Annotated in this window: 8 protein-coding genes; 3 read left to right on the top strand and 5 right to left on the bottom strand. The window is 66.9% G+C overall.

Going from position 1 to position 7,152, the window contains the following annotated elements; translation table 11 throughout:
- Nucleotides 1–161: 161 nt before the first annotated feature.
- The 5 genes from VL973_RS01965 to VL973_RS01985 form a co-directional block, all read right to left on the bottom strand.
- The gene (locus VL973_RS01965; protein WP_325282358.1) at nucleotides 162–527 is read right to left on the bottom strand and encodes a response regulator; all 366 of its coding nucleotides are present in this window, start codon (nucleotides 525–527) and stop codon (nucleotides 162–164) included.
- Nucleotides 528–587: 60 nt separating this feature from the next.
- Nucleotides 588–1,022: a chemotaxis protein CheW gene (locus tag VL973_RS01970; RefSeq protein WP_325282359.1), complete on the bottom strand. Its 435-nt coding sequence runs from the start codon at nucleotides 1,020–1,022 to the stop codon at nucleotides 588–590.
- Nucleotides 1,019–3,337, bottom strand: coding sequence for a chemotaxis protein CheA (locus tag VL973_RS01975; protein ID WP_325282360.1), 2,319 nt, complete (start codon nucleotides 3,335–3,337; stop codon nucleotides 1,019–1,021). The genes VL973_RS01970 and VL973_RS01975 overlap by 4 nt, the downstream gene beginning before the upstream one ends.
- 54 nt (nucleotides 3,338–3,391) lie before the next feature.
- Nucleotides 3,392–4,036 (bottom strand): histidine phosphotransferase family protein, encoded by a 645-nt coding sequence (locus VL973_RS01980; RefSeq protein WP_325282361.1) that lies wholly within the window; start codon nucleotides 4,034–4,036, stop codon nucleotides 3,392–3,394.
- A gap of 61 nt (nucleotides 4,037–4,097) precedes the next feature.
- On the bottom strand, nucleotides 4,098–4,517 hold the full coding sequence (locus tag VL973_RS01985) for a M67 family metallopeptidase (protein ID WP_325282362.1): 420 nt from the start codon (nucleotides 4,515–4,517) through the stop codon (nucleotides 4,098–4,100).
- 17 nt (nucleotides 4,518–4,534) lie between these two features.
- On the opposite strand from VL973_RS01985, the gene VL973_RS01990 reads away from it, so the two are divergent.
- From VL973_RS01990 to mtgA, 3 genes are all read left to right on the top strand, one after another.
- Nucleotides 4,535–5,488, top strand: a complete 954-nt coding sequence (locus VL973_RS01990; protein ID WP_325282363.1) for an RluA family pseudouridine synthase — start codon at nucleotides 4,535–4,537, stop codon at nucleotides 5,486–5,488.
- Nucleotides 5,489–5,556: 68 nt separating this feature from the next.
- Nucleotides 5,557–6,462 carry an RNA polymerase sigma factor RpoH gene (rpoH, locus tag VL973_RS01995; protein WP_325282364.1) on the top strand — a complete coding sequence of 302 codons (906 nt, stop codon included), beginning with the start codon at nucleotides 5,557–5,559 and terminating at the stop codon, nucleotides 6,460–6,462.
- A 53-nt stretch (nucleotides 6,463–6,515) separates the two neighbouring features.
- A partial coding sequence (gene mtgA / locus VL973_RS02000) for a monofunctional biosynthetic peptidoglycan transglycosylase (protein ID WP_325282365.1) occupies nucleotides 6,516–7,152 on the top strand: 637 nt, incomplete at its 3' end.

The following is a 7,152-nucleotide window of genomic DNA, read 5'->3' on the forward strand; positions in this document are numbered from 1 at the left end:
CCATCGCATCGCCCAGCGCCGCCACCACGTGGTAACGACGGTCGCTTTCGATGATCCGGCGAAGCACAGCGCGCGCCACGATCGAATCGTCGACGATCAGGACCTTTACGGGTCGCGAATCGGCTTGTCCGTCGATGAAGGGCCGTGTCGCCATGTCGGGTTCAGGCCATACCGACGATCTGGAGTTTCGATTGCAGCGTTTCGCGGTCGAACGGCTTCATGACATATTCGTCGGCGCCCGCCTCGATCGCTGCGCGAATGTGCGCCATGCCGTTTTCGGTGGTGCAGAACACCACCTTGGGCTTTTTCGCCAGGTCCGTCTGGTGCAGCGCGCGCAGGAAATCCATGCCGCTCATCACCGGCATGTTCCAGTCGAGCAGCACGACATCGGGCGGGAAGGCTAGACAGGCATCCAGCGCTTCACGGCCGTCCGCGGCCTCACGCACGTCAAAGGACAGACCCTCGAGGATATGCCGCGCGACCTTGCGGATAACCTTTGAATCATCGACCACCAGACAGGTTTTCATTCAACGCCCTACTCTTTTTCGACCCGGTGCCGTCGTTGCACGACGGTCGTAAGCGTCGCGTTAATCCACCGATGCGTGTTGAAGGCCGGGGACCAGCGCCGTCAGGTCGATGACCAGCGCCGCCTCCCCGTCACGGTCGATCACCCCGTCGACCGCCCGCGCCCAGATGCCGGGCAGCGTCACGCCGGCGGCCAGCGGACGCGGGGTGAATTCGGCCACATCGTCCAGCGTATCGACCACGAAAGCGTAATGATGGCCGTCGATCTGCGACACGATCGCCCGGCGCGGCGCGATCGTCCCCGCCACCCCCGCCAGCGCGCCGGCGGTGTCCAGCACGGTCACGACACGGCTCCTCAGCGTCGCCAGGCCCAGCACATGGCGCGCGGCAAGCGGCGTCGGCGTGACTTCGCCCAGATCGACAACCGATTCGACCGCCGAGGATTCGACCGCGATCGCGTGCCCCGCGACCTGGGCGACCAGGAACAGGCCGCTCAACGCCGCTGCTCCCGCCCGGCGCCGACCGCCGCCAGCAGCCGTTCACGGTCATAGCGATGGATGGCCCCCGTTCGCGCCGCACGACCGGGATCGCTGGCCAGCCGTACCAGCGTGCCGCCCGGCGGGGGGGGCGTGTCGTCGTCGTCAAGGCGAATGACCACATCGGGCGCCTCTCCCGCCGCCCGCGCGGCGACGCGCCAGCCCGCGCCGCGCAGCATCGGCGCCAGGAACGTCGACATCCAGCCCCCATCGCCTTCGTCCAGCACGCACAAGGGCTGGCGAGCAGCGCCACGGATTTCGCCGTGATTGGCGAACAGCCACAGTGCATCGATCAATTCGACCGGATCGCCGGCGACCAGCACGACGCCCGCGACCGGACCATCGCTGGCCGGCGGCGCGATTTCGGCCGGCACCGTTACGATATCGCTCGCTTCGTCGATCGCATAGGCAACCTCGACCGCGCCATCGCGCAACCGCAGCACGGCAAAGGCACGTTCCGGGATCGGCGCCTGCGTCGCCAGCGGCACCAATGCGTCGTCAACCAGCAGGCGCAGGCGCCCGCCGGTGCGATGGACCTGCGCCGGCCCGGCCGATTCGATGCGGTCGACAGCCGCCAGCGGCAGCGCGCGGCGAACCCCGTCCAGGTCCTGAAACGTCAGCAGCGACAGGACCGGCGCGATTTCCGCCTGGTCATTGGCGGCGACGATTTCGGCCTCCCGGCGGAAGTTCAGGCCCGCGACATGCGCCACGCCCGCGCAATCGATCAGCAGCATCGGCCGCCCGCTGTCGGGCAGCGTCTGTCCGGCATAGACGCCCGCCGTCATCACCGCTGGCGCGGCAGGCTTGATGACCAGTTCCTCATGATCCAGCACCTCATCCACACCGATCACAAAGGCGCCGACACCGATATTCGCGATAATCAGCATCGCCGGCTCATTGTCGTCCTTGCCGAAGCCCAGCAGCGCGCCCAGCGGCACCACCGGCAGCCGCCGGTCGCGCACCGTCGCCACCATCCGCCCGCCCAGCCGGTCGATCGCCACGCCCTGTCCCCGCGTCGCGACGATTTCCTCGATCACGCCGCGCGGCACGGCAAAGCGCTGGTCGCCCAGGCCCACGATGATCGTCGGCAGGATCGACAGCGTCAGCGGCACATGGATCGCGATCCGCAGACCCCGCCCGGAAACACTGTCGAGTTCGATGCGCCCGCCGATCACCTCGATCGCGGTCCGCACGACATCCATGCCGACGCCGCGACCCGAAATCGCCGATACATCGTCCTTGGTCGTCAGCCCCGGCTCAAAGATCAGCGCCAGCCGATCACGCTCGGGCAAGGCGCGGAGCGTGCCCTCGTCGCGGCCCGAGCGGGCGAGTTTGGCAATGACGCGGTCGGTATCAATGCCGCGGCCGTCATCGGTCACTTCGACCACGATCTGGTTGCCCGCCTGTCGCGCGGCGACGGTCAGGCAGCCCGCTTCGGCCTTTCCGGCCTTGCGGCGCGTCGCGACATCCTCGATCCCATGATCGATCGAATTGCGGATGATGTGGACCAGCGGATCGCGCATCACCTCGATCATCTCACGGTCCAGCTCGACATCACTGCCCTCGACCGACAGCACGACCTGTTTGCCCAGGCTGGCCGCCGTGTCGCGCACCAGCCGGGGAAGCGCGGAAAACAGCGATTCGATCTTTTGCATCCGTGTGCGCGTCACCGTCTCGCGCATTTCAGCGACGGTCGCCGACAGGCGTTCCAGCGCCGCCTCCGTAGCGGGATCGCCCTCACCCGCACGCATCCGGCGCGCCAGTTCGTTGCGGGCCAGCACCATTTCGGACATGCCGCTCATCATCCGGTCGAGCAGATCGACGCTCAGCCGGACACTGCGCGCGGGCGTGCGGACCATGACCGGCCCGGCACTGCCGCCACCAAGCGACACGTCGGACACACCCGGCGTCGCCGGATCGAGCGCGGCGATCAGTGAGTCTTCGTTCCCGTCCTCCAGCGCACAGCCGCTGTCGATGGCGTCGACGATCTCGCCGATCCGGTCCACGATCGCGAGCACCGCGTTGACCAGCCGCCGGTCGGGCGCGCGGCGGCCACCCCGCACTTCGGCCAGCGCGTCCTCGGCAGCATGGGCCAGCCGTTCGAGGCGGGGCAGGTCGAGGAAGCCGCAGCTCCCCTTGACCGTGTGAACGAAGCGGAAAATGGCGTCCAGCCGCGCGGAATCGTCGGGCGCGGCTTCCCACGCAACGATTTCCCCGGCCAGCGCCTCGGCCGTTTCGCGTGTTTCCGCGATGAATTCCTGCAACAGGTCGTCCATGGTCCCCCGCCGGCTTGGCGAGTGACCCTTGGACGGCTGCGGTTAAGACGGAGTTTACCCGCCGGCGAATTGCACGCCGAACAGCAGCACTTCGGCCTCGGCCGGCGAAACCTGTAGCGAACCGCCGCTTTCGTCCACCAGCTGGCGCACCAGATGGGCGGCGGCGGAACGCGGGGTCAGCCCGCCGCCCGCGCCCGAACCGTCCAGCGCGGTGCGGAGTTCGGGGTCGAGCACGATGCGTGGGCCATCGGCACGCACGACGATCTCGACGCGGCTGCCCTCCGCTTCGGCGCCGACATCCAGCCGCCCGCCGCGCACCAGCGCGTCGCCCGCGATCAGCGCCAGGTTCAACAGCACCTTGATCGCCGGTTTGGGCAGTTGCCCGGCCTCAACCATCCAGCCCAGTTCCAGCCGCTGATTGTCGGCGAACAATCCCTCGATCGCGGCCTGCGCCTCCCGCGTGTCGACCATTTCGCCGAACCCGCCCGCCGCACCGAACGCCAGGCGAAAGAACTTGAGCTTGTTCGCCGATGCCCGCGCGCTGTCGGCCAGCAGCTCAAGACAGCGGGCGCGCATTTCGGGGTCATGTTCGTCGGCCAGCAGCTCTAGCCCGTTGTTCAATGCCCCGACCGGACTGAGCAGGTCGTGGCAAAGGCGCGAACATAAAAGACTGGCGAATTCGGTCGGACTGGTTTGCAACGCAATCGGCTCCCTCTCGCAAGCGCGCCTTGTGGCCCAGCGCGCCGGGGGGTGCAAGCGATCAGGACGACGGATCGCCTGGCGACCACGCCACCGCGACGAAGCGGCCATGCAGATCGCCCGCCGCGACCGCGCGATACAGCCGCATGTCGCCGCCCGCGACGATCGCCCAAAGCCGGCCATCGGGATCGGCCATGGCGGCGTCGGTTGCCGATGGGCGCGGATCGCCATTGGGATGCGAGTGCCAGTAACCCTGGATCCCCAGGCCGCCGCCGCGCGCCGCACGGTGCGCGGCCAGCAGGTGCGCGGGATCGATCTCGAACCGGTCGCGCGGCGATGCCGCGACGTTGGCCGCGACGCTCGCCTGTTCGACACGCTCGCCAGCCCCCAGCAGCAGCCCGCACGCTTCCAGCGGATGCGCCGCACGCGCCGCCGCTGTAACCACGCCGATCGCTGCACTTGAAAGAATGACCTTCGACACCCAAATCCCTTACAAGAATGGACCGGGGGGTTGCCACCATCGATGCCGTGATTTCGGACGCTGCCAGTGGTTGGCGGTTGGACCGTGCGCTGGCGCAAGCGGTGCCCACGCTGTCGCGCGAACGGCTCAAGGCATTGATCGCGTCGGGCGCGGTCATCGGCGCCGACGGACCGGCACGCGATCCCGCGCGAAAGGCAGTCGCCGGCGCATCGTTTCGCGTCGAGATTCCCGCTCCCCGACCCGCCCATAACGAAGCACAGGCGATCGAGCTTAACATCGCGTTCGAGGACGAGCATCTGATCGTCGTCGACAAGCCCGCCGGACTGGTGGTGCACCCGGCGGCGGGCAATCTGGACGGCACGCTGGTCAATGCGCTCCTCCACCACTGTGCGGGGCAATTGTCGGGGATCGGCGGCGTGGCGCGGCCGGGCATCGTGCACCGGATCGACAAGGATACGTCCGGGCTGATCGTCGCGGCCAAGCATGACCGCGCGCATGAAGGGCTGGCAAGGCAGTTCAAGGCGCACAGCATCGACCGGCGATATCTGGCGATCGTCGGCGGCGTGCCGGTTGCGGGCAAGGGCATTGTCGACGCGCGGCTGGGGCGATCCAGCGCCAACCGCAAGAAGATGGCGATCGTCGGCGGTGACGCGGGCAAACATGCCATCACGCACTGGCAACTGATAAAGCCGCTGCGCGAAGCGGGGCTGGTCGAATGTCGGCTGGAAACGGGCCGCACGCATCAGGTGCGCGTGCACATGGCCTCGATCGGCCACCCGCTGCTGGGCGACCCGGTTTATGGCCGGACAAAGGCGGCGCACCGCGCGGTGCTGGAAACGTTAAGTTTCCAGCGTCAGGCATTGCATGCCGCCCGACTGGGGTTCATCCATCCGGTAACAAGCGCCGCTTTGTCGTTCGAAAGCACGATGCCGGGCGACATGCAGGAACTGTTCAACCAACTTGTCGTATAGTCATTTGACGATATTGCCGCGCATCGGTGCAGCGGCGACATTCGTCTGTCATCAAGGGAGATTCGGTCATGGCCAGCGGTAGCAACGTCCCCGCGACGATCCCGGCGCTCGGCGGCGAGGCCAGCCTCAACCGCTATCTGTCCGAGATCAAGAAGTTTCCGATCCTCAGCCCCGAGCAGGAATATATGCTCGCCAAGCGGTTCCAGGATCATGGCGACACCGAAGCGGCGGCACAGCTTGTCACCTCGCACCTGCGACTCGTGGCCAAGATCGCCATGGGCTATCGCGGCTATGGCCTGCCGGTGTCCGAGCTGATTTCGGAGGGCAATATCGGCCTGATGCAGGGCGTGAAGAAGTTCGAGCCAGATCGCGGCTTCCGCCTGGCGACCTATGCCATGTGGTGGATTCGCGCGTCGATTCAGGAGTTCATCCTGCGGAGCTGGTCGCTGGTGAAGATGGGCACCACCGCGGCCCAGAAGAAGCTGTTCTTCAACCTGCGCCGCATGAAGGCCAAGCTGGACGCGTTCGAGGACGGCGACTTGCGGCCCGAGGACGTGGCCAAGATCGCCAAGGATCTGGGCGTCACCGAGGATGAGGTGACGAGTATGAACCGTCGCATGGCGATGGGCGGCGACACCTCGCTGAACGTCCCCATGCGCGAGGATTCGGAAAGCCAGTGGCAGGACTGGCTGGCCGATGACGAACCGCTGCAGGATCAGCGCGTCGCCGAGGCGCAGGAAGCCGATGTGCGCCACACCATGCTGGTGGAGGCGATGGACGACCTGAACGAGCGCGAGAAGCACATCCTGACCGAACGCCGCCTGACCGACGATCCCAAGACGCTTGAGGAACTGAGCCAGGTTTATGGCGTCAGCCGCGAACGGGTCCGCCAGATCGAGGTGCGCGCGTTCGAGAAGCTGCAAAAGGCGATGATGCGGCTGGCAGGCGAAAAGCGGCTGCTGGCGCTGAGCTGACACGCGGGCGAAAGCCGATTTTCAAGCCCGGCCTGTCGCGCTAACCGACGAGGATGGTCAGGGCAGGGAAACAGGCGCGCGCGGGGCGCAATCGCAAATGGGGTCGGCGGATTTCCGGCTGGCTGGCCAAAACGGCAATCGCTTTTGTGCTGTTCAGCGTGGCGATCGTCGGGCTTTACCGGTTCGTGCCGCCGCCCTTCACCTTCACCATGGCGGGCGACATTCTGGCGGGGCGCAGTGTCGCCAAGAACTGGCGCACGATCGGGGATATCGACATCGACATGGCGCGCGCGGTGATCGCGGGCGAGGATTCGAACTTCTGTTCGCATCACGGCTTTGACTATTCGGCGATCGCGGCGGCGGCGATGCGTAACGCCGGTGGCGGCCGCATCCGCGGTGGCTCGACCATCAGCCAGCAGACCGCGAAAAACGTCTTTCTGTGGCAGGGCGGCGGCTATTTCCGCAAGGCGGTTGAGGCGTGGTTCACCGTCCTGATCGAAGCGATCTGGGGCAAAAAGCGGATCATGGAAGTCTATCTGAACGTCGCGGAAACCGGTATCGGCACCTACGGCGTCGATGCGGGCGCGCAGCGTTATTTCGGCCATGGCGCGGGCAGGTTGAGCCAGCGGGAAGCTGCGCGCATCGCCGCAGTGCTGCCGCTGCCCAAGAAGCGGGCGGGTATCGCCCCAC

This window comes from Sphingomonas sp. (assembly GCF_035490575.1).
Taxonomy (GTDB): domain Bacteria; phylum Pseudomonadota; class Alphaproteobacteria; order Sphingomonadales; family Sphingomonadaceae; genus Sphingomonas.